The sequence below is a fragment of the Paenibacillus sinensis genome, assembly GCF_019904155.1.
Taxonomy (GTDB): domain Bacteria; phylum Bacillota; class Bacilli; order Paenibacillales; family Paenibacillaceae; genus Paenibacillus_AQ; species Paenibacillus_AQ sinensis.
In genome coordinates this window covers 19,390-40,337 of record NZ_JAHCMB010000050.1, presented here as the reverse complement: position 1 = coordinate 40,337, position 20,948 = coordinate 19,390, and the positions used below count along the sequence as shown (strand labels likewise).

The following is a 20,948-nucleotide window of genomic DNA, read 5'->3' as shown; positions in this document are numbered from 1 at the left end:
GTAGGTTTCTTGTTCACAAAAGGAAAGGAGCGGCCAACGGCCACTCCTCTCCTGGAATTATTGCTGCTCATGATTGAATGATGCTGTTCTTGTCGCTCTTCTCTCTTCTGCTTCTGCTCGAATACAGAACGAACAGTAGAATGAACCACAGAGGGGTAAACAATAAAGCCGGACGCGTCTCGCTGGCGAACAGCATAATGATGAGAATAGCGGCAAACAGCGTTAAGACCGCATAGTTAATGAAAGGCGTGAAGGGTGCCTTGAATTTGGATTTAGCCTGCAATTCCGGCCGGGTCTTCTTATACTTGATATGGCAGACGAGTACAACGCCCCACACCCATATAAAACAAATGGCGCTAACCGTTGTCACGATTCCAAAAGCCTGCTCCGGAATGAGCTTGCTCAGAAGGGCGCCCACGGAAATGACAAGTGTGGAGATGAACAACGAGTTCCCCGGTACGTGATTTTTATTGAGTTTGCCAAAACGAGGAGTCGCCTGGTTGTTCCTGCTCAAATTATAGAGAATCCGGCTTGTGGAGAACATCCCGCTGTTGCAAGCAGAAGCGGCCGAAGTTAACACGACGAAATTGATAATGCCTGCGGCGATCGGAATCCCTACCAGCGTAAAGGTTTTGACAAAAGGACTTTCAGCCGGACTAAGCTCCGTCCACGGGTTAATGCAGAGCAGGACGAACAGCGCGCCGACGTAGAAGAATAAGATCCGCAAGGGAATTTTATTGATGGCGGACGGAATATTTTTCTCCGGATTGGACGTTTCCGCTGCCGACACCCCCACTAACTCTACACCGACATAGGCGAACACAACCATTTGGAAGGAAAATAAGAAGCCTGAAACTCCGTTCGGAAACACTCCCCCATGCTCCCAGAGGTTCTTGACGGTCACCGCTCCTGCGTCCGTCTTGAATCCCATAACCAGCAGTACGATCCCGGTGCCGATCAAGGCTAGAATCGTGACCACTTTGATCAAAGCGAACCAGAATTCCAGTTCCCCGAAGCTTTTTACCGTTAACAGATTGAGTCCCAGCAAAATGATTAAACAGACAATAGCCGGTACCCACTGCGGAATGTCGAACCAATACTGCACGTAGACGCCAACCGCAATTACATCCGCCATCGCCGTCATGATCCAGCAGAACCAATAGGTCCAACCGGTAATGTATGCCGCCCGGGGCCCGAGATAATCCTCGGCAATATCCGTGAACGATTGATAGCCCGCCTTGGACAGCAGCAGCTCTCCGAGCGCTCTCATCACGAAGAATACGGCGATCCCCACGATTAAGTACGTAAACATGATGGACGGTCCGGCCTGCTGAATCGCTTTGCCCGATCCCAGGAACAATCCCGTACCGATGGTGCCGCCGATGGCGATGAGCTGAACATGCCGGTTGGCTAAATCTCTCTTTAACTCTTGCTGTGCCATGCTGATTCCCCCCTATGAATGCCTTACATTGATGCCAATACAAAAAGAGACTGGATGTTCTCCAATCTCCCGGTTCATCAGAATATGAATACTACTTGTCCTGTCGACTCCTATCAGCATAACAAATATATATTCAGTACTCTTCTGTCCTTTTGCCTGAGATTGTGAACCCTTCGGCGCTGCGGAACTCCGCAGTCTCTCCAGAAGCCGCTCCTGCTATAGTGCGATCCATAGCAATCAAAGCTGCTTGTTATTCAGTTCATTAAAGCGTTAATGCCTTCTAACAGTTTAACATATTACTTGTGGTGTTAGTATTGTGGCAGTGATAAAAGTTACAACAGCATTTGCGCCCCAGGAATACGAATCTTTCTCCGCTTTAGGATTCCTTAGAGAATCCTTAGAATTGCCCTCTACACTATGGATGTGGAAAGGGTGATATAATATGCGAGACATTATTTTACAGACACAAAATTTATGCAAAAGCTTTAAACGCCAATCGGCCGTAGACAAAGTATCCTTAGCCGTTCCCCGGGACTCGGTCTATGGTCTGCTTGGGCCAAACGGCGCCGGCAAATCCACAACGCTCAAAATGATCGCAGGAATGCTGCGCCCCGATTCCGGAAGCATTCTCTTTCATGGACATGAATGGACCCGGAAGGATTTATGCGATATTGGCGTACTGATTGAGGCGCCGCCGCTCTATGAGAACCTGACTGCAAGAGAGAACCTCAAGGTTCGTACCCTCGCGCTCGGATTGCCGGAGTCCCGGATTGATGAGGTGCTTGCCATAGTCGATTTGACCAACACCGGAAAAAAGCGCGCCGGACAGTTCTCCATGGGCATGAAGCAGCGGCTGGGAATCGCAATCGCACTGCTGGGCCAGCCGAAGCTGCTCATTCTTGACGAACCGACCAACGGGCTTGATCCCATCGGGATTCAGGAGCTTCGGGAGCTGATCCGATCATTTCCCCGGCAAGGGATCACCGTCATACTGTCGAGCCATATCCTCTCCGAGGTCGAACAGGTAGCGGATCAAATCGGAATTATCGCCGGTGGAGTTCTAGGGTATCAGGGAATCGCACCTCAGGGGCAAGAGCTGGAATCCTTGTTCATGCAGGTTGCTGCCGAAAGCCGAAGAGTGGGTGAATAGGATGCTTCCTTACATCAAGGCTGAACGGTTGAAATGGAATCGCACCTTTATCCCCAAGCTGGCCTGGATTGGACCTGTGGTAACGCTGCTTCTCTGCTTCTTTTTGATGGGGGGACGCTATTTTCAGGGCGGGGCTTACAACTGGTGGTACACGATGCTCTTGCCCGGAGCGCTTACCCTCACCTGTTCGCTGGCTGTACAGAAGGATGCCAAGATGAAGTACCGCGGGCTGCTGGCGCTGCCTGTTGATCCGAAGATTCTGTGGGCCGGGAAAATCGCGGCCTGTGCGGAATGGCTCTTGGCGGTCACTTTCATTTTCCTGGTTGGCATTACGTCCGGCGGAATGCTGTTCGGCAATACGATTCCGCTGCTGAACAGCATTGCCGGCAGCTTCCTGATCTTCGTCACGTTTCTATGGCAAATTCCGCTATGCCTGTTTCTAGCCGCAAGCTGCGGATTATTCGCCACCACTCTGCTTAATATGGCCGGCAATATCGCCGGGGTCGTCGTCTTCGGCGCCGGTGGTATCTGGAGCATTGTTCCTTATACCATTACATTCAGGCTCATGTGCCCGGTTCTCTATATACTGCCGAACGGCCTTCCCGTACCGGCAGACAGTCCGCTGAGGGATACGAAGATGATTCTCCCGGGTGTCCTGATTTCTCTGGCATGGTTCGGAGTGCTGTCCGTTCTCACTGCGCTATGGTTCCGCAAGCGGGGGGCTAGGTAAGATGGCGCCATTAACAGGATTGCTGGGATTGCTAAGGGCGGATTTGCTCAAGACGAGGCGGACGCCGTTTCTCCTGATTCACCTGCTGGCTCCGCTAATTGGAGCGGGGATATTCCTGGCGTATTATTCGTACTCTTCGTGGAGCTCCACCGACAAAGTGCTGGCTTATTTGCAGGTTCTGGGCTGCGCCCTTCCTACCCTGATTGGGCTGGTCTGTTCAATGGCTGCGGAGCAGGAAGCGGCTGCGGGACATTTTCAAGGAATGCTCACGACTCCCGGAAACAAAATCAAGGCCTATGCAAGCAAGCTGCTGATGCTGCTGTTATTCGGCTTTGGGGCCATATTGCTTGCCAGCGTCCTGTTCGGACTGGGTTTCCGTGGCATTCTGCATCAGGACAGACTGGAAATGCTCTTTTATCTCATTGGGGCATTCATTCTGTTCGGAAGCAGCCTGCCTCTTTATCTGCTGCACGGGTTTGTCAGTCTGCGATTTGGAAGAGGCGCTTCCATCGGACTCGGGATCGTAGGAAGCCTGATAGCCGCCTTGCTGCTAACCGGGCTAGGTGATGGAATCTGGCCGTACATCCCGTTCGGCTGGAGCGCCCGCTTCGCTTCAATGTGGACCGTCTGGTCCTCCGGTACTGCTGCATCGCCCGCCCTATCGGGGCTGGACGCCGGAATAACGGTTTGGGCTCTGGGAACGGCGCTGGCTTCCATTCTATCTTGTGCATGGTTTACGCATTGGGAAGGACGATCAACCGATAATTAGAAATACAGCTCACATTCGAGGGATACCCATATGGCAAAAATACTCGTGGTGGACGATGAACCCGCCATCCTGTCTCTGATCCGCAACGCACTTCTCAAAGATAATCATCTGGTGACGACGATAGCAGACTCTACAAAGGTATGCAAAACCGACCTTGGCGCATATGATCTCATTTTGCTCGATGTGATGATGCCGGGGATGGACGGCTTTGCGATTTGCCGGGAAATCCGGTCGGCCGTGGACTGCCCCATCCTGTTTCTAACGGCCAAGACGCTGGAGACTGATCTGATGTACGGCCTTGGGCTGGGAGCGGACGACTATATTGTAAAGCCCTTTGGCATAGGCGCGCTGCGGGCGCGGATCGGCGCCCATTTAAGACGGGAGAGCCGTGAACGGCGAAATGTCCTGTATCTGGAGAACGTCCACTTCAACCTCTCCGGCAAAGAGCTCTATATCAAAGAGGAAAAAGTGCCGCTTACCAAAAGTGAATATGAAATTTGCGAGTTTCTGGCGCGCAGCCGGGGACAGGTGTTCTCCAAAGAAGGCATATATGAAGCGGTCTTCGGGTTCCATGGGGAAAGCGACAGCACCGCCATTACGGAGCATATCAAGAACATCCGCGCCAAGCTGAGCAAATCAGGCATCGACGCGATTGAGACCATCTGGGGGATTGGATACAAGTGGAAGCTATAACCCGAACGAAAACGATACGCCTTCGCACCTTCTTTCTCCAGTACCTCCTGTTCTTGAGCATCGGAACGATTCTGCTGCTGGTGCTGCTGCTTGGCCTGTTCACGATGGCTTTCTCCTCCAATCTCATACTGCCCGCCAACTATGTCGAGAAGCAGATTGAGGCGTTCAAGAATAGCCTGGCATCAGACAGCGCGGCAGCGCCCGGACAGCTTCCGGAGCTGGCGGATTACGCAGTTTTTTCCAAGGAAGGGAAGCTGCTCTCCGGCAATCTAACCCCGGCGCAGGCCGGCCATGCCTGGAGGCTTATACAGCAAGGGAACAACCAGGACTCTCCGCATTTCTACACCGCCATCCAGCGCCAGCATGAGATTTGGATCTTCCGGTACACCTTAAGACCGCAATACGCTTCTTCCTTTCTGCGCAGCAATCTGCCAAACCCGCAGCTGCTGGGGGTGCTGCTCTTCATAGTGGGTATCTTGATTCAAGCGTCTCTGCTTGCTGCCCACTTCGGCAGAAGACTTACGAAGAGAATGGCGGGACTCCAGGAAGCGACTGAAAACATCCAGAACGAAAATCTTGAATTCACCGTCAAGCCCAGCGGTATTCGCGAAATAGACGACGTACTCGCCTCATTGGACCAGATGAAAGAAGCCCTGCACACTTCGTTGAAGCAGCAATGGGAGCTGGAGCGTTCCCGCAGAGAGCAGATTTCCGCGCTTGCCCACGACATCAAAACCCCTCTTACCATCATCCGGGGAAATGCGGAGCTGCTGCAGGAGACATCGCAGGATGATAGCCAGCGGGAGTATAACGAATACATTCTTCGAAGCGCCGGAGAAATTGAAGCATTCGTCCAAGAGGTCATTGATTTGTCCAGCATGCAGACCGGTTCTGTTCGTGAAAAGTCGAGGGTACGCTCAGAGGATCTGCTTGCAGAGTTGGAGCTGCAGATGAAGGCTCTTGCGTCTGGCAAGGACCTGCGTACGCTTGTACGGAAGGAGGCCCTTCCGGAATTGATCTTCATTGATAAGGAGCTGCTTCATCGGGGGATCGTCAATGTAATCGCCAATGCGGCCGAGCATACTCCTCCGAATGGGAGCGTGACGCTGCTTGTCCGGGGGGATGCAGCCGCCGTTCATTTCACGGTCACGGATACGGGCTGCGGCTTCTCGCCAGCCGATCTGAAAGAAGCCGCCACCCAGTTCTACAGGGGAGACCCGAGCCGAAGCTCCGGCAATCATCACGGCATGGGGCTGTACATTGCCGCATCCGCCGCGCAGCATCATGGGGGGACCTTGACCCTGGAGAATGATGCATCAACCGGTGGCGGGAAGGTAACCTTGACCATTCCTGTTCCTGCTCATGCGGAAGGTGGCGATGGCGATGAACGGGATTAAAGTTGACCGGCACGCTATACTAATCCCCAAACCGCATCTTGTCAAGAAAAACCGCGCGAATAAGCGACATAGCGAGAACCCCCCTCTTATGCTTTCAATGGATGAATGAAATTCCACGTATGAAGAGCCATTTCGCTTTTTTCAATTAGGGCAGCCTCACGTAAAATGTTCCTCAGGTTGATGAAGAACATGCGGGAGGTAGAAGATGAACGAACAGGCTCAAGAGACAAGCGTCGGAATAAAGCGTGGGGCGATGTTAACCGCGCTGCTCATTGGTGCATTTGTTTCATTTCTTAATGAAAATTTGCTCACCAATGCGCTTCCGGGATTGATGCGGGAATTCAACGTTGCGGCTGCAACCATCCAATGGTTATCGACGGGTTATATGCTCGTGATCGGCGTACTGGTGCCGGTGACCGCATTGTTGCAGCAATGGTTCACGACCCGACAGATGTTCCTGTCTGCGATGGCGTTATTTTTAGCAGGAACCTGCTTGTGTGCAGTATCCCTAGGGTTCGGGGTCTTGCTGACGGGCAGGGTTGTGCAAGCATGCGGGACAGGATTATTGCTCCCGTTAATGATGAATACGATTCTTGCCCTCTATCCTCCGGAGCGCCGGGGCGCCGCCATGGGTCTTATGGGACTGGTCATCATGGTCGCCCCTGTCATCGGGCCAGCTTTGTCCGGATTGATCATTGATACCCTGAACTGGCGATGGCTGTTCTATATGATGATTCCAGTAGCACTGTTTTCGATTGTGTATGCAATCCTGTACTTGAAGAATGTGACAGAGCCGACCAAGCCAAGGATTGATCTTGTATCCATAATACTGTCTACCGCCGGTTTCGGCTGCGTCACCTACGGTTTCAGCCTGACAAGTGCCCGGACCCGGCTTGAAGGTTACGGGATAATTGCCATTGGCAGCTTCTTCTTGCTCCTGCTCGTATGGCGGCAGCTCAAGCTCAAAGAACCATTGATTGATCTTTCCGTCTTCAAGCACCGTACTTTTTCTCTGGTTGCAATACTGATTGTAATCTTGATGATGGTTCTGTTCGCCACAACGACATTGCTGCCGATCTATATGCAGGATGTGATGCAGCTAACCGCATTCGGGGCAGGATTACTTCTGATGCCAGGCTGTATTTTGAACGGAATCATGATGCCCCTGTCGGGGAAATTACTCGATCGATTCGGGCCGAGATTCGTCATTATGCCCGGACTGTTTCTGATCGCCCTATCGTTGCTGCTGTTTGCCGGCATCGACAGTGATACAACGCGAGGCTCCATTCTGTTCGATCATATTCTCTTGTTCTTGGGCATGTCGTTCGTCGTCATGCCAGCTCAGACGACAGGATTGAATCAGCTGCCGCATCACCTGATCCCCCATGGTACCGCCATTTTCAATACGCTCCAACAGATTGCAGGAGGAATCGGCATCGCGTTGTTCGTCGGCATCATGTCGTCCAGAGCCACTCGCTATCTTCACCACTCACCCGATCCCAATGCGGTACATGAGAAGACACAAAGCATGGTCGCCGGTCTGCAAACCGTTTTTGGGATCGAGCTCATTCTGGCAATAATTATTTTGGTACTGGCCTGGTTTATAAAAAAGTCAGCTGAACCTGAGCAGAATTAAATGACCATGACTCTTGGACTCATTTCGGATGATGCGTCTCGTTCCTTGATATTTACTTTTTCGCCTCTTCCTCCAGCTTAAAGATCAGCTCATTCGCCATCCGTTTGTTCAGCTTATACGTACCGGACTTTCCAGCTTCGGTGGATAGCTTCTTAATCGTCTCGATCTGCGTATCCGTCGGAGGCTGCCGTTCGATCAGGCCCTCGTAATTCTGATAAGCAACCTTCTCTGCCGTTTCCGGGGAGAGCAGGTCGATGAGATCATAGAGCGCTTTCGCTGCAAGCGTTTTCGACAAACCGTATCCCGAGTCAGTGGAAATCATAAAGCGGTCCGGATATTTCTCGATCAGGGGAACGAAGTCCTCCAGTTTGTTTGTACTCTCGCTGTTATACGCCGTAAACCCGGCGAAAAAATCGATATACAGGTTCGGATGCTTGCTGATCAGCGATTCGATATTTTCCGGTGTGTTATAGGCGTTGGCATGGCCAAAAATAATGATGGTGTCCGGATGCTGGTCCAGGGCCTCCTCCAAATGCTTGATCGGCTCGCCGCTCGGCGGGTCGATGTGCAGGAGTACAGGCACCTTATATTTGGCCGCAAGGTCGTAGATTTTGGGGAAATTACCGTCGTTCGGGTGCTGGGACTTCCATGGCAATCTGGACACGGCTTCCGAATACGTCGAAGCGGCCGCCACTTCTCCTATGTTCATATAACCCTTCTCCAGTTTGTCCTGAACGATGGTCACGCCCTCATCCTCATAGATCGGAAATCCCGCAAAGGAGGGGTATAGATTCGCAGGTGTCTTTTTATACTCATCCCAGGCTAATTGATCGGTGTACTTCGCGCTCGGCTCCGAAATATTTCCGAACAGAACGATACGGTCGACTCCGTACTCTTCTCTCTCCCTCTGAATGGCAGCCGGATCGGCGGCATCATGGTTATGAATATCAATGACGGTAAGGTCGCGGTAGGTCTCGTACAGCTCCTTGCTGGAATCCTTGTTCTGCCGGATCTTCTCAATTAATGCAACTTCATCCTTGGGAGTGTATTCGGTCATTGGCTGGACAACAACCTCGGATTTATTCAACGTGCATCCTGTTACTGTGACTGCTGCAAGTGCGAGTGCGCAAATCCCATAATAACGCAGTACTTTAGACATTGCGGTTCCACCATCCTTATAAAGTTCTAACGCTCTTGCCTTTGAATAATTGGGGCTTGATTCTGACCGTCTTGCCGCTGCCGCCATTGATCAGTTCAAGCAGCAATTCAGCGGTCCGCGTTCCGATAGCCGGGTTGTCGATGATTACGGTTGCGAGCGGCGGATTATAATATTTGCCTGTGAAATGCCCATCATAGCCAATGACGGACAGCTGATCCGGTACCCGAATGCCGGCCTCGGCCAAATACGAAATGGCGCCCATAGCCATAAAATCATTTGCGAAAAACACAGCCGTAGTCTCCGGGTGGAGACGAAGCAGTTCTTGCACGCTTTTTTTTCCGCCATTGCCGGTATAATCGCTCCAGAGGATGGGAGTCTCATCTTTCGACAGGCCCGCTTCTTCGGTCGCCTTAAGGAAGCCTTCCAGGCGCTCCCGGCTCATCTCGAACGCTTCGAACCCGTTCACGAATGCAATCCGCCGATGCCCGCAGTCGATGAGATAGCGTGTAGCCATATAGGCGCCCAGCACCTCATCCGTATTGATGTTGGAGCAATATCGGGTCAGCACCGTGTTCTCAAGTACCACCGTCGGATAACTCATGCGCCTGATTTCATCATAGAGCGGATAGTCGGAGGGAAATGGGCTCAGCACAATGCATCCGCTTAAGTTGCGCAGATTCAGAATGTCCGACAGCTCCCCATCCACATAGCCCATTCCGCTAAGCGTATAAATAATCGCTCGATATTGGTGCAGCGCCAACACCTTGTTGATATATGGAAGCTGTTCGAAAAAAGCCGGACGGGCTTCATAGTCGCTGTCATCAATCAGCAGCCCGACGAGCTTGCTCTTCCGGCTCACCAATTCCTTGGCGGAAAGGTTGGGGACATAGCCCAGCTCCTTGGCGGCTTCCAGTACAGCCTTCCTCGTCTTGTCCTTCACACCGTAGTCGCCATTGAGTGCCCGGGACACGGTGCTAACCGACATGTTGCAATGCTTGGCGATATCCCGGATGGAAACTCTCACAGATCAGCACCTCCTTTTTGGGAACGTTACCAAAAATATATTTTGAATATATACCAGATGTAGGCATTTGGCAATGGAGATTTTGGGAACGTTCCCGAAAAATAGGCATACGCGTTGTTTATGCTGCATTCATTCTATTTCTGATAGTATCATTCATAGTTTACTTGACTTGCTCAAAAAAACAATTATTTTCAAATAAAACCTAATCTTTATAAAGAATTTTCTTCCATGCTCCGATATATTGATAGTACAGAAAAATAGTTCAAATTACCTAACTGGGAGGGTTCTTTTTGAAGAAATTTTTTAAAATCGGATGCCTGGGCTTCATCGCTCTAATTGTAGTGGTTGTTCTCATTGGTGTATTTACTAAAGATAAGGATAGCTCAAGCAGTACAACCGCTAAATCCAATACCGGCACAAGCTCTGTAGAAACAAAGGACACCAAGAAAGAAGAAACTAAAAAACTTGCAAAAAAGGGAGAAGAATTGCAGGTTGGGGATGTCGTCTTCAAAGTTAATAAAGTAACCACTACCAAAAAAATCAAAGATGGAGATTTCTTATCCTACTCGCCTCAGGCTGAAGGAAGTGTCTTCCTGGTAGTGAATATAACGGTGAAAAACGTCGGCAAAGAGATGATTACCACAGACTCCTCATTCTTCCAGCTCAAAAAAGACGAAGTTACGTATAACCCGTCCACATTGATTACTTCGTCCGGAGACTATTTTTTATATGATGGAATCAATCCCGGATTGGCCCAGACAGGCAATGTAGTATTTGAAATCCCGGAAAACTTGACTGGCTTTATTTTGAATGTCCAGACTGGATTCTGGGGAACCGAGCAAGGCGAGATTGAATTGAAATAATACTATATCGATCATGAACCACCGACGGGAGTTGGTGGTTTTTGTTACTTATAAGTACAGTAAATCTAATACTTGGTTTGATTTTGGTGGTCTGTTATGCCTGGCTTCCCTCTTCTAACCTAAATGCAGAGGTGATCCCATGAATTTGCCAGAAAGTGTTGGCAATCGTATTCGTGAGCTTAGAAGAGCAAAAGGGTGGACTCAGAGCAACTGGCAGAAGCGGCATCGCTTCACTACAGCTACATAGGTGGTGTCGAACGCGGAGATCGGAACATCACTTTAGAGACATTAGAAAAAATCATTGCAGCATTTGGTGTGCCCGCTGTAGAATTCTTTCGATTTGAAGATAAGACAGAGCGACGCGAGGCGGGGGATATAATCCTTATTCACGCCCATCAGATCGCTGGAGCATGCTGTCCCGGTGCGCTGGACAGTAAAAAGACACCTTAACAGGTGTCTTTTTACGTTGGATAGTATCCGTTCTGCCCTGGTCTCCGTTTACTTGACGATCGCCTTAGTGCTTGCGGATTGCCCGGCAGCTGCCGGGCGGCCGGAGAGGAGAAGCGCGGCCCCCCAGATCAACTTAATGGCAAGATCCACATAGACAATGGTGTGAAAAGACAGGTCCGGCCACAGCATGCCGGTCAGGGCATTGGCGCTTAGCAGGATGGCCAGCAGGATCATGGAGCGCCCATGCACCCATGCCATCGGAACAAAATGAAGGCCTATCGCTAAAAAAGCCCCCAGCCAGACCATCCGGTAATTGCCGTCTCCAAAGTGAGGACCGCCAATCAGCACCATTAGTATGAACATAAGAATAATAGAATAGAGCGTCATCTTGCCTTGAAAGGCGGTTTGCGGTCCGTAGGACAGCCTGCGGTTCACCGCTTTGTTCGTTAATATCCCAAATATTCCGGCCATATACCCCAGTGAAAATATAGGCATGGAAATGAGCTGCGTTCCACCCGCAACCAGCCCCGCAAACAGGATGGCGGCCACCCAGATCAGCCATAATCCGCAAACTCTTTTATTCAGAAAGGTTCTTCTGCCCCGTTCTTGTCTTCCGCTTACCGCCATAGTCTTCTTCCCCCTATGTATTTGTTCGTTAATCTTTATCAGTATAGACACCCAAATATGCATATTAGTCCGCAAAAAACCTGCAACTGCACCGCAATTTATTTGTGGTAATTACTGGTATTGTTGTCGGTGAAGGCTTGATTTAGCTGTGATACTCTTACTTCAGAAAGAAACCAACAACGGAAACGGAGCGCCAGACAAGCGGCATTCCGACCGGCCTGAAGGAGGTGAGTATACATATGAGTCATCTGGATAAAGAGCTTGAAGACCTCGACCTGGAGCTGATCGAACTCGATCAAGTGGAAGCAATTCCATCAACAGCCGCTACTAGCGGCAGCGGCAGTTCCTCCACCTGCGGATCATCGTCCTGTTCCTCCTGTTCCTCCTCCTGCGCTTAAGACTGGCAGCATCGCAATGATATTAAAACACTAATTTATGAGAAAAGGATGATAAATAATGAAGGATTTGAACAAAGAATTGGAAGCTCTTGATCTGGAACTGATTGAATTGGAACAAGCGGATGCAATTCCGTCAACAGCGGCATCCAGCGGAAGCGGCAGCTCTTCCACCTGCGGCTCATCGTCTTGCTCGTCGTGTTCCTCCTCTTGTGCTTAAGATTAGCAGCATCGCAATGATATTAAAATACTAATTATGAAAAGGATGATAAATAATGAAGGATTTGAACAAAGAATTGGAAGCTCTTGATCTGGAACTGATTGAATTGGAACAAGCAGACGCGATTCCGTCAACGGCAGCATCCAGCGGAAGCGGCAGCTCTTCCACCTGCGGCTCATCGTCTTGCTCGTCGTGCTCTTCCTCCTGTGCCTAAATTGCAAGATCAACCGTGGATGGGGCGGCCTTAGCCGCGCCCATCCAAAAAACAATTCCAGAAGGGGGAGCCGGGTTGAGTCGAACTTACCTGTTTGAAAGACGGAATCATGTTCCTTCCAGTGACCTGCAGCAGATCAAGCACGGTTTCTACCAGGAACTCCTAACCTATTGTGAAGATCATCATGTATTTATTCAGCGTAAAGAATTGCTGCAGCAGCGGTTGTCTGAAGGCATAGAACAGGAGCCGGAGGTACGGATCGCTTATATCCGGCTACAGCAGGGAATCCGCAAAGGGCAAATCCATCTCGGGAAGATCCCGAAAGCAGACCAAATTCCACCGGAGATTATTGCTGAGGCGCTCTCTCTGGACCAAGCCGGCAGTGAACTGAAGCAGCGGCATCAGGAATTAGGCACCCGGTTCAAGAGCGAGTGCAAGACGCAGGAACAGGAACTGTATAAGCTGTTTCGGCAGCAGTCGAGTGTGCAGAATGCACTGCTGCTAACTAACTATGAAATGTATTGTTCATTGAACAAATCCTATAGCTCTAAAAAAAGCGGAAAGGTATGGAAAATAATGATGCGTTCTTTTGCCAAAACAGCACCGCTCTCTTCCTTCACTTCGATTTACCGGGGGCAAGGGACCGGAGAGGAGAGCCGGATCAGCTTCGCTCAATGGATTCTTCTTCATTGGTTTGAATTATGGCTGCTGCTTCCTGAGGTGATACGGGCCAGCCGGTACAGGGTGGAATACAGGGATCAAGAAGGCACTCTCCTTGTAGAATGTAGCGCCGGACCGGAAGCAATGGAGCCCGGACTATATATTAGAACGAAGCGAAAGTACCGCCTAAAGGCACCGGCTGCCGCAACAATCAAACCGGGCAGCATCGTCAGCCTGGATGAGCTGGCGCTGATGTGGAACGAGAGCATGGAAACGATGACGGCCAAGGCCGTTCATTTGCTGGGCTGCGGCTATATCAAGAATACGCTGGATATTGAAAGTGAGCCGCTTACGCTGGAGTCGTTCATCGAGACTGTCTCTGCGTTTCGTACTGGCAGCAGCATGATAAAGGCCCTGGCCCGGCATTTGGAAGCCATCCACCTGCTATCTGGTCAGCTTGAACAGACCCATGAAGTCCCACAAAGGGAAAAATTGCTCGAAATCGCCCAGAGGCATGTGAACCGCTGCTGTGAATTGCTCAGGTGGAAAGGCAAATATCCGGTTAATCCGTTCAATGAAGACAGCTATGCCGGAGCATCGCCCGGGCCGTCTATTGACGTGGAGCCGTTCCATGATCCGCTTGCCGAATGGGCCGGAGTTCTGCCGATCTTCGACAACCGCCTGAAGTTCCGGCTCTATATGGAGAACCATCTCCACGATATGCTTCCGGTGCCGTATGCCTCCGTTCAACAGAGCATGTCCAGGCATGCCGAAGAGTATGAGCAGCATGTGGCGCTGAACCGAACATGCAGGGGAAGTGTATTCGAGAACGCTCCCGCAGTAGCGCAGCTGGAGGATCTGAGAGATCAATACCGGGCGAAGCTGGCGCCGGCAGAGTCAGGAAAGGATGTTGCTCTACAAAGAGCTGATCTGGCTTCGCTGGAGGCAGGACTGGAGGCACTTCAAATCCGTCAGCCTGCGGCTGCCGGCTTCTGGCTTCAAGAGAGCGGCACCGGAAAGCTCGTGGTGAATGATTGCAAGAACAGCTACCTGGCCTATTCAATCTATCATTTGCCGGAGAGCCATGACGCCATATCTGAACGGGTAAAAGCCTTGTTTAACTGCGGGGAGCGGGCACGGCTAATTCCCTACTCGCCCTCCTGCGGGTTCAATCCCAATATGAACGGCTTTGCGGAGGGCAACAGCCTTGCTGCGGATTTGCGCGATGCCATGATTATTTGGAACGGAGAACGCCACAGCTTTGAGCTGCAGCTCCAGGAGAACCGAGGAGTTCCTTTATACACAGGCACGCTTGCACCGGCTTGTCTGCCGGAAGATTACAGGAACCTTGCCCTGCTCAGCCAATCCGGTTTTATCACCGGAACCGGGCTTGACTACAATGAGCTTACGATTGATGAATGCCGGCAAATTGGCAGAATCAGCTACGGGGAGCTGATTCTGCAAAGAAGAAAAACAATTCTTCACGAGAAGCTGTTTGCCGGGGTGACGCAGGATTTCGACGGATATAGGCGGCTTCATGAGCTGCTGCAAATCTATCATGCACCGCTGCATTCGTTCATCCGGCTGTTTCCTGTTCGTCAAGGTATGCTTCACATCGAATATGGCGAGTCAGGACTGCATAAGCCGATTTTTCTGGACGCCGAGGAACCGCAGTATTGTATGGAATTGTTGAAGCATATGGACCGCTGCCACAGGCAGTACGGGGAATTGGCCGTTGTGTTTGAAGAGGCGCTTCCCGATCCTTATGACAATGAGTATGCCGTGGAGTATGTATACGAAATGCAAGAAGAACCGCTCAGAATGGGGGGATAAAGAGATGGGCGAACATCCGGTACGCATTATGGAAGCCTCCGGCGGTACTGAATTAATTGGCCGCAGGAGAAGGATAAGGCTTAGAACTGTAGGCTATGAACAGCTCGTCCGGCTGTTCTCCAACCCGCAGCCGTCTCCAGAGGAAGCGCAATGGCTGGCGAATCTCCGGCTCAAGTTGAACGGAGAAGAGCAGACCGGCACAGAGTTGGAAGCTTATGAGCTGGGCGACCGGATCATCTTGTCTGCCGGTGTCTGCCCCAGCTGTCTCGGCTTGCAGTATCCCATAGCAAGCCGGTTCAGATTACAGCTTCCGGCCTTCCTGGGCAGCCGGAAGTTTGCCGGCAATAAGCTGGTCAGGCTTGATCCCGGCGGGCTTCTGTACATCCAGCCCCTGCCTGAAGTGGCGCATGCCGAATGCTGCCCGCTTCACTGCAGTCCGCTGGAACATTTGCGGGACACCGCCGTTGACGAAGGTGTTCTGTCACAGGAGCTGGTGACGGCAGTGGTCAAGAACATCGATTTCCGTTTCGACCGTTACTGGAAGCTGGAGGCTGATTTTGGCGGCAGGGTCGAAAGCTTCGCCGGACTCAGCAAACGCCGGGTTCTGGAGGATATGTATGCTTATCTGCTGGAGCATTACTACAGTTATCGTCATCTTTCGCCGGGGTTGACCGACCAGGCTGCCTATCTGCATTTTTTGAACCGCTCAGGAGCCGGAAGCGCCGAAGAGCTGGAGCGGGGGTTCTTTTATCCCGACAGCTTTGCATTCTGGTCGGATGCGGAGCAGTTGCTTCCTTCAAAGGCCAGGTACAGGAAATTAAAAGCCCTCATGGTGGTTTATCACATCGAGGTCGAACACCAAGGGAAGCTGTACAGCGCATTCGGTGAAGACCGCGGCGATGGATTGTTCCGGGTATGGAACCAGATCCACAGGACGGAGTGTCATTCCGCCGAGCCTTGCCGGCCCGATCCCGCTGAAGCCCCCGCCAGCCCGCTGTTCCGTTATGAGGACGGTTTGTCCCGCAAATTCGGCTTCTCTCTGTTGGGAGGCGAGCGGCGATGAGAACGGCGGCAATGACATTGTCCCAGGCGGTATCCCGCCAGGAAGAGCGAATTGTCCTTGAGATCGGCAGTGAACGGCTGCTCTGCTTCATAGCATACGGTCATCAGATGGACAGAGGGCAGGCTTGGCCCGTGGAGGAGAGATTTGCGCTCCTGCATGTGGATGTTCACGAAGTACTTGCCGGTCCCATTTTCCATCCGGGCGGAATTGGCTGTCCGTCCTGCTTCGGCCAACGGAGGAATGAGAACCTTAGAGAGTTCGAACGGCTTCCTGAGGATGAAGGCCGCAGTGAAATCGCAGGAAGCTACCGCGTTGATGAAGAGCTGGTACAGGAATGTCTGGTCCTGCTGCTCCGGCAGGCCGGAGCGCCCGGAGTGCTCGACTATTACCGGATTGAGGACAGCGGTGATTTGCGCAGGTATTCCTTCTGGCCCGCAGAGCGCTGCAAGCATTGCGCCGAGTGTGAACCGGAGGATGACATCGCTGCAATCCGCCAGGCGTTTGACCAGCATTATATGTTCCCGTACGGTGATCCGTACCGGACTCAGGCCACTAAGGTGTGCGATGCTGTATTCGCACCGGGCAATGCCGATTCCAATTTTATTATCTACAAGGATAGAAATACCCGTTCGTTTTTTTCCCTAACCAGCTTCTTCAGGATATACCGGGAGGAGAAATATGAGCTTGGCATCGGCAGCTCCACCGATTACAGGTCCAGCGAGCTAAAGTCACGGTGCGAGGCGCTGGAACGTTATGCGGGAATGCATCCGCGCGGCCGGGAACGTCTGGGTGTAGTATCCAGCACCCGCAGCCTGCAAAGCAGAGGAATCGCTGCCGACCCGCTGATGTTTATCGATTCTGTAACGGGGACGGGACATCAGATTGCCGCTTACCATGAAGACCTGCCCCTGAACTGGATACCCGCCTTCTCCTGGAAGCGGCAAGACGCAGCGTATATACCGGAATGCCTGGCATATTACAAGCCGGATCAAGGGTATTTATCCGGACCACGGATTTACAAAGGCAACTCCAATGGGAATGCACTGGGCACGACGCTCCTGGACAGCATCTATTATGCCTGTCTGGAGCTGATTGAACGCGATGCCTTCCTGAATCATTGGTATTTGCGGCGGTCGCCGCCCGAGATTATTCCAGCTTCGGTGGAGAATGCACAGATCCGCTATATGACCGGACGCCTGGAGGTTTTGGGATATACCGTGCAGCTGTTCGATATCACGATGGAGACGGGCATTCCTGTCATTTGGGTGCTCTGCCTGGGACAGACGGAAGCCCAGTTCGCTGCATACAGTACATCCGGCGCCCATCCCAATCCGGAAAGGGCCATCCTCTCGGCACTCGAAGAAATGCTGCTGGCGCTGGAGTATTACGGAACGCATGCCGCAGAAATCCGCGAGAAAGCCTGGCGTATCCGCCATGAAGGCGTACAGAGGGTCGAGGATCATCCCATTCTGTATTTTCTTCAGGAGGAAAGACATCACTTCAACTTCCTGGCCGGCGGTGGACAGTACGGCATCCGTGAGCGGTTTGCCGGGTTCTATGGAGAACTGCGAAATACGACGATTGATTTGGCGGACGAAACATCAGGGCTGCTGGACCGGATGACGGGCCATTACGGAGAAGCGTTTATCGTGCGTCAGACACCCGAAGGCTATAAGGCGCTTGGGCTGGAGGCGGTCAAAGTGCTTGTGCCCGATATGCAGCCCATGTGGTTTGGCGAAGAGAGCCGGTTGCTGTGCCGGCGGCGTATCCGGCAGGCTGCGCAGTACTGGAAGATGGATTCGGCGGATGTTAACCCGGCGCCCCATCCATTCCCCTGAACACTATAAAAGATAACCAGAAAGAAGGAGAACAACATGCAAATGCTGCTGAAATTAGAAGGCGTCCAGAAACGGTTCAAGGAAAAGAAGGTCCTGGCCGGAGTGAGCTTTGATGTGGCGGAAGGCGAGAGCATCGCATTGATCGGACCCAACGGGGCGGGCAAGACGACGATGATCCGTTCTATTCTGGGCCTTACCGATATCGACGAGGGGGTTATCGAACGGCATTTTGACAACCGCAAGGATGTCGGGATCATGCTGCAGAAGGATCTGTTCCCCGATGGACTGAGAGTCAAGGAGCTCATTGAGCTGCATAAGAGCTACAGCAAATCAAAGGTGGATACGAATGAGCTGCTTCAAGCCGGGGATCTGGTGAAAGAGACGCGCAGCATGGTGCAAAGCCTGTCCGGCGGGCAAAAACGGAGACTGTCGTTCGCCCTCTCTCTCGCCGCCAATCCCAAATTGCTGTTCCTGGACGAACCGACGGTCGGAATGGATGTCACGGCCTGCAGAATGTTCTGGACCAAAATCAAGGAATTGCAGGAACAGGGCAAATCGATATTTGTAACCTCCCATCACCTGGATGAGCTGAACGACTTCTGCCGCCGGTTTATTTTTCTCAAAGATGGAAAAGTAGCTGCGGTCGTAAGCAAAGAGGATCTGAATGCCCAAAAAATCCTCGTCGTTCATCCCGCGCGGCCCGAGGAAGCAGAGGAGCTGCAGCGCCGTTTCGGCGGATTGGTGGAGGATGGACGGCTGTATGTCTCCAATCCGGCAGAGCAATCCCCGCTTGTGGCTGTTTTGAAGGAGCGGCAAATTCCATATGAGGAACGGCTGAAGGAAGTTAAGGACTGTTACCGTGAAATCTATGACCTATATGAAGAAGGAGTGATGCAGGCATGATGACTATTATCCGCTATGAGATTCTCAAGGTGCTGCGCAACCGAAGATTTGTATTTTTCACACTCGTAATGCCGCTTGTTTTTTTCCTCGTGCTGAATGCCTTTGTTAAGCCGGATAAGGGCCAAGGGGAATTTATCACGTATCTCGCTGTATTCTGTACCTTGTTCGGAACGGCCGGCAGCGGGCTGAACACGCTCAGCACCCGGGTTGCCAAAGAAAAGTCCTATATCGGCAGCATTTACACCGTCACACCTTACTCGCCGGGAAAATTTATCTTTGTTACCGCTCTGGTCCAGCTGCTTCTGAATGTTGTCATCGCGGCCGTAATCATCACGTTCGGTGCGGCAGTCTTCCAGTTGAAAATGGACGGCATGCTGCTGAAGATGGAGCTGCTGGCGCTATACTCCAGTCTGTATTACATTTTTCTCGGCCTGATTCTTGGGTTTCTGCTGGACATCGTATCGCTTCAATCTATCTCCTTCCCGCTGTACCTGGGCTTCATGTCCATGAATATCACCAAAGATCTTGGATTCTCGGTTCCGGGTTTTATGACCCATATCCAGCGCTTCTTCCCGGGCTATTATCTGAATCAGGCGGTTAAGACCCTCTATACAGGAGGCGATGCACTTCAGAGCATTCTGATGATGACGCTGAACATCGGGCTGCTGCTGATTGTGACACTCGTAGTCTACCGTTATAAAAAGAATGCAATCGTCGCTTAAGCGCGGAGCCGATGAGCTGGAAGAGCTGCGGAGAACCCGCAGGGACCTGCACCGCATTCCCGAGCTTGCCGGACAGGAGAAGAAGACAAGGTTGTATATTGAGGATTATATCCTCAGCCATACGGCCCATATCCGGATAGAGCATTCCTCGGAAAAAGGGCTGATCGCTTCGTATCAGGGCGGTGAAGGATTACCGGTGATCGGATTCCGGGCAGAGCTTGATGCACTGCCGATTGAGGATGCCAAAGACGCTCCTTATAAAAGTGTGCACCCTGGCCTCAGCCATGCCTGCGGCCATGATGCCCATATGTCCATTCTGCTGCAGCTGCTCCGGTGGGTGGACCAGACAGCACCGGCTGTCAACTGCCGCTTTATTTTTCAAGCGGCCGAGGAAGTGATGGCCGGAGCGCGGGAGCTTATTCCCCTGCTGAGAGCGCAGAAGCTGGAATACCTGTATTCCCTTCATGTAACACCTGATTTATATGCGGGATATTTCTCGCTGCGGCCCGGCCTTGCACTGGCAGGCTGCCTGAACGCAGAGCTCGAACTGGAGCTGGCATCCGGCCATGCATCCGACCAGCCGGATGTTCTGCAGGTGCTCTCAGAGGTGCAGCACTTCCAGCAAGCCTATAATACGGCCAGCCGGTTCTGCAAAATTACGCATGTGGAGACGAATGGCTACTACAATGTTATCCCGGATCGTTTGAAGCTGTATCTTACTTTCCGCTCTGCGGAAACAGCCGTACTCCGGGACGGGTATGAGCAGCTCCTTGATGCCGTATCGGCATCATCCCAGGTGCGGGGCCTTCTTGACAGCAGGATCATTTCCGAATATCCCTGCTGCGTGAACGATACGCTTCTGACGAAGCTCACCGCCGGGCTGCTGGGGAAGAAGTTTGGCTCGGAGCATGTGCTGGAGGCACCTTTCCTTTTCTCCAGCGACGACTTTGCCTTCTACGCAAGGGATCTGCTTAACGTCAAGACCTGCTATTATTTCATCGGCGCTTATTTACGGGACAATAACAACGTCCACACTGGATATTTTGACATTGATGAGCATGCATTGCTGTACGGATTGAAGAGTTTTCAGGCCATTATTCAAATGTTCGGGCAGGCCGGGCAGCCCCGGATTGTCCCTGACAATTAGACGGGAGTGGGAAG

20 protein-coding genes, 1 pseudogene and 1 riboswitch are annotated in these 20,948 nt (G+C 51.8%); of the genes and pseudogenes, 17 read left to right on the top strand and 4 right to left on the bottom strand.

Features of this window, described 5'->3' with window-relative positions:
* Positions 1-67: 67 nt before the first annotated feature.
* A complete protein-coding gene (locus KIH86_RS06830) occupies positions 68-1,441 on the bottom strand; it encodes an amino acid permease (protein ID WP_223081541.1) in 1,374 nt (457 codons plus the stop codon).
* Positions 1,442-1,575: 134 nt separating this feature from the next.
* A riboswitch (glycine riboswitch) is annotated at positions 1,576-1,655 on the bottom strand.
* Between the two features lie 228 nt (positions 1,656-1,883).
* Between KIH86_RS06830 and KIH86_RS06825 the strand changes: the two genes are divergently transcribed.
* The 6 genes from KIH86_RS06825 to KIH86_RS06800 all read left to right on the top strand — a co-directional run bounded on the left by KIH86_RS06825 (position 1,884) and on the right by KIH86_RS06800 (position 7,816).
* Positions 1,884-2,591, top strand: coding sequence for a lantibiotic protection ABC transporter ATP-binding protein (locus KIH86_RS06825; RefSeq protein WP_223081542.1), 708 nt, complete (start codon positions 1,884-1,886; stop codon positions 2,589-2,591).
* A gap of 1 nt (position 2,592) precedes the next feature.
* Positions 2,593-3,321, top strand: a complete 729-nt coding sequence (locus KIH86_RS06820) for a lantibiotic immunity ABC transporter MutE/EpiE family permease subunit (protein WP_223081543.1) — start codon at positions 2,593-2,595, stop codon at positions 3,319-3,321.
* Position 3,322: 1 nt separating this feature from the next.
* Positions 3,323-4,090, top strand: a complete 768-nt coding sequence (locus tag KIH86_RS06815) for a lantibiotic immunity ABC transporter MutG family permease subunit (RefSeq protein WP_223081544.1) — start codon at positions 3,323-3,325, stop codon at positions 4,088-4,090.
* Between the two features lie 30 nt (positions 4,091-4,120).
* A complete protein-coding gene (locus tag KIH86_RS06810) occupies positions 4,121-4,783 on the top strand; it encodes a response regulator transcription factor (RefSeq protein ID WP_223081545.1) in 663 nt (220 codons plus the stop codon).
* A complete protein-coding gene (locus tag KIH86_RS06805) occupies positions 4,771-6,180 on the top strand; it encodes a HAMP domain-containing sensor histidine kinase (protein WP_235775294.1) in 1,410 nt (469 codons plus the stop codon). The genes KIH86_RS06810 and KIH86_RS06805 overlap by 13 nt, the downstream gene beginning before the upstream one ends.
* Positions 6,181-6,385: 205 nt before the next feature.
* Complete coding sequence (locus KIH86_RS06800; RefSeq protein ID WP_223081546.1) at positions 6,386-7,816, top strand: MDR family MFS transporter; 1,431 nt, start codon at positions 6,386-6,388, stop codon at positions 7,814-7,816.
* Positions 7,817-7,868: 52 nt separating this feature from the next.
* Here the strand turns inward: KIH86_RS06800 and KIH86_RS06795 are convergent, their stop codons facing one another.
* On the bottom strand, positions 7,869-8,975 hold the full coding sequence (locus KIH86_RS06795; protein ID WP_223081547.1) for an amidohydrolase family protein: 1,107 nt from the start codon (positions 8,973-8,975) through the stop codon (positions 7,869-7,871).
* 16 nt (positions 8,976-8,991) lie between these two features.
* Complete coding sequence (locus tag KIH86_RS06790; RefSeq protein ID WP_223081548.1) at positions 8,992-9,999, bottom strand: LacI family DNA-binding transcriptional regulator; 1,008 nt, start codon at positions 9,997-9,999, stop codon at positions 8,992-8,994.
* Positions 10,000-10,289: 290 nt separating this feature from the next.
* Here KIH86_RS06790 and KIH86_RS06785 point away from each other — a divergent pair, with 290 nt between their 5' ends.
* Positions 10,290-10,862, top strand: coding sequence for a DUF4352 domain-containing protein (locus KIH86_RS06785; protein ID WP_223081549.1), 573 nt, complete (start codon positions 10,290-10,292; stop codon positions 10,860-10,862).
* A gap of 139 nt (positions 10,863-11,001) precedes the next feature.
* A pseudogene (locus KIH86_RS06780) lies at positions 11,002-11,228 on the top strand (helix-turn-helix domain-containing protein); the annotation flags it as partial.
* A gap of 132 nt (positions 11,229-11,360) precedes the next feature.
* On the opposite strand, the gene KIH86_RS06775 reads toward KIH86_RS06780, so the two are convergent.
* Entirely contained in the window at positions 11,361-11,939 is a 579-nt protein-coding gene (locus KIH86_RS06775) for a DUF6609 family protein (protein ID WP_223081550.1), read from the bottom strand.
* Positions 11,940-12,178: 239 nt separating this feature from the next.
* Here KIH86_RS06775 and KIH86_RS06770 point away from each other — a divergent pair, with 239 nt between their 5' ends.
* From KIH86_RS06770 to KIH86_RS06730, 9 genes are all read left to right on the top strand, one after another.
* Positions 12,179-12,337 (top strand): thiazolylpeptide-type bacteriocin, encoded by a 159-nt coding sequence (locus KIH86_RS06770; RefSeq protein WP_223081551.1) that lies wholly within the window; start codon positions 12,179-12,181, stop codon positions 12,335-12,337.
* A 58-nt stretch (positions 12,338-12,395) separates the two neighbouring features.
* A complete protein-coding gene (locus tag KIH86_RS06765) occupies positions 12,396-12,554 on the top strand; it encodes a thiazolylpeptide-type bacteriocin (protein ID WP_223081552.1) in 159 nt (52 codons plus the stop codon).
* Positions 12,555-12,609: 55 nt separating this feature from the next.
* Positions 12,610-12,768 carry a thiazolylpeptide-type bacteriocin gene (locus tag KIH86_RS06760; protein WP_223081552.1) on the top strand — a complete coding sequence of 53 codons (159 nt, stop codon included), beginning with the start codon at positions 12,610-12,612 and terminating at the stop codon, positions 12,766-12,768.
* Positions 12,769-12,843: 75 nt separating this feature from the next.
* A complete protein-coding gene (locus KIH86_RS06755; RefSeq protein ID WP_223081553.1) occupies positions 12,844-15,261 on the top strand; it encodes a hypothetical protein in 2,418 nt (805 codons plus the stop codon).
* 4 nt (positions 15,262-15,265) lie between these two features.
* On the top strand, positions 15,266-16,324 hold the full coding sequence (locus KIH86_RS06750) for a hypothetical protein (protein ID WP_223081554.1): 1,059 nt from the start codon (positions 15,266-15,268) through the stop codon (positions 16,322-16,324).
* Positions 16,321-18,162, top strand: coding sequence for a YcaO-like family protein (locus KIH86_RS06745; protein WP_223081555.1), 1,842 nt, complete (start codon positions 16,321-16,323; stop codon positions 18,160-18,162). Before KIH86_RS06750 ends, KIH86_RS06745 begins: the two co-directional genes overlap by 4 nt.
* 42 nt (positions 18,163-18,204) lie before the next feature.
* Entirely contained in the window at positions 18,205-19,065 is an 861-nt protein-coding gene (locus KIH86_RS06740; RefSeq protein WP_223081556.1) for an ABC transporter ATP-binding protein, read from the top strand.
* On the top strand, positions 19,062-19,787 hold the full coding sequence (locus KIH86_RS06735) for an ABC transporter permease (protein ID WP_223081557.1): 726 nt from the start codon (positions 19,062-19,064) through the stop codon (positions 19,785-19,787). Before KIH86_RS06740 ends, KIH86_RS06735 begins: the two co-directional genes overlap by 4 nt.
* The gene (locus KIH86_RS06730) at positions 19,771-20,934 is read left to right on the top strand and encodes a M20 metallopeptidase family protein (protein WP_223081558.1); all 1,164 of its coding nucleotides are present in this window, start codon (positions 19,771-19,773) and stop codon (positions 20,932-20,934) included. The genes KIH86_RS06735 and KIH86_RS06730 overlap by 17 nt, the downstream gene beginning before the upstream one ends.
* Positions 20,935-20,948: the final 14 nt, after the last annotated feature.